This window comes from Alkalibacterium sp. m-11 (assembly GCF_054658155.1).
Map to the genome: position 1 here is coordinate 1 of NZ_BAAGIR010000247.1, position 1,707 is coordinate 1,707.

The following is a 1,707-nucleotide window of genomic DNA, read 5'->3' on the forward strand; positions in this document are numbered from 1 at the left end:
TTGAGTTTTGAATAATTGAGTAACAATGGAGAGCCGTGTACATCGAGAGGTGTAAGCACGGTTCGGGGAGGGGTCTGCGCAAACCTGTTGTAGAAATACAATAAGGCGGCGCTTTCCTACTCTACTGTGAAGATAATTTAACCGACAAAACTTACTTTAATAAAGTTTATAAAGAAGCGGTGGAACTTGCTGCTTATCTTTGTAAACAATACAAACTAACGGAGAAAAATATCATCGGCCATTATGAAGGGTACCAGAAAAAAATCGCTAGTAATCATGGCGACCCACGTCATTGGTTTTCAAAACATGGTAAGTCAATGGATACGTTTAGGGCAGATGTGAAGAAGGAATTAGCGAAAGGTACGTCAACATCTAAACCATCAACTGGTGGAAAGAAACTATATCGTGTACAGATTGGTGCGTATAGTATTAAAAAGAATGCTGATAAGCAACTAGAAAAAGCAAAGAAAGCTGGATTTAAAGATGCGTTTGTGAAATATGATTAGACTAAAAAGCATCCGATGAAATAGTCGGATGCTTTTGCTTTTTAATAATTACAAGTTTTACTATTTTATACAACTGGGTCTGGTCTTTAAATGAGTTACTACTCTAAATAATTTTTAAAAATAGTTGATGCAATATTTGTTACCATTCTTACATCGCTAGAACTTTCAACAATCCTATATTTATCTGATTCATTTAGTTCTTCCCAATTAGGAATTATGGAAACATCAATGCCTCTAAATTCCATTAATTTTTCCGGTGTACACTTTTTAATTTTGATTTTAACATTATTAATTTTATCATCGAGATCTATATTGAGAGGCTCAATAGTATCGGTGCTTATTATCCTTAGCATTAAATTAAAAAGAATATCGGAAATCATTTCATACATTTTTAGGCAAGTTTCATTCTCTGTTAATGGATAGTAAATTTCAGTACCATCTTCAGTAAAAATTAAATTATACTTAGACAAGTTACTATGTGATAAAAGATTGCGAATTATTCTTATGCCATTATTTTTATTATTAAGAAAGTCATGTTCTATCTTTGTTATAGTGCCATTATCTCTCAAGATATCTATAACATCGATAAGTCTTGCATCATAATTTTTTAAGCTGCTTTTGAATATATTTTCCATTAGATTAAATAAAAAAATGAGTGAGACAAATCCATTTCCAGAATCCTTCTCTGCTACATCTTTGCAATAGCTTAATAGATTACCGTAATATTTCGAGTATTGCCAAACATAATCTATTGTTTCTGTTTTTGAAAAAAATTCTTTATTCATAAGTTCCTCCCATACGAATTTTGAAATATTACCTTAAAATTATCTGTGTATTGTTTTGCTAATTGTCTATCTACAGAAATTGTTAAGTGTTCTTCGTTTTGAGAAGCCGTTGGCGTCCAATTAAAAGAACCATGTAAAACAATAGAGTAATCAATGATACAGTATTTTGAGTGGAGTCGATTAAAATTATTAAATCCGTAAAAGACAAGCAATTGTCTAAAAAATCATTTGCCTTAGAAAAAATTGTATGGTAAATTTATATAAATGAGAATGATTATCATTATTATTTACTCAAGTTTTGCAGTTGAATATCCAGGTTTAACCCTTGCGGTTATTGAAACTTCTTATAAATAATTATCAAAAAACACACAAAAAGACACCTCTCTTTGGTAAAATGTAGTCACCACAACAACATT

The 1,707-nt window shown here is 30.8% G+C and carries 3 protein-coding genes and 1 pseudogene; 2 read left to right on the forward strand and 2 right to left on the reverse strand.

Annotation, left to right across the window (positions count from 1 at the left end):
• Positions 1 to 152: 152 nt before the first annotated feature.
• Both ACYQ2O_RS12160 and ACYQ2O_RS12165 read left to right on the forward strand, forming a co-directional pair.
• Positions 153 to 278 (forward strand): annotated as a pseudogene (locus tag ACYQ2O_RS12160) (peptidoglycan recognition protein family protein); the annotation flags it as partial.
• 39 nt (positions 279 to 317) lie between these two features.
• Positions 318 to 506, forward strand: coding sequence for an SPOR domain-containing protein (locus tag ACYQ2O_RS12165; protein ID WP_346024353.1), 189 nt, complete (start codon positions 318 to 320; stop codon positions 504 to 506).
• 98 nt (positions 507 to 604) lie between these two features.
• Here ACYQ2O_RS12165 and ACYQ2O_RS12170 read toward each other — a convergent pair whose 3' ends face one another.
• Positions 605 to 1,291, reverse strand: a complete 687-nt coding sequence (locus tag ACYQ2O_RS12170) for a hypothetical protein (RefSeq protein ID WP_346024352.1) — start codon at positions 1,289 to 1,291, stop codon at positions 605 to 607.
• The gene (locus ACYQ2O_RS12175; protein ID WP_428830602.1) at positions 1,288 to 1,503 is read right to left on the reverse strand and encodes a phospholipase D-like domain-containing protein; all 216 of its coding nucleotides are present in this window, start codon (positions 1,501 to 1,503) and stop codon (positions 1,288 to 1,290) included. Before ACYQ2O_RS12175 ends, ACYQ2O_RS12170 begins: the two co-directional genes overlap by 4 nt.
• Positions 1,504 to 1,707 lie beyond the last annotated feature (204 nt).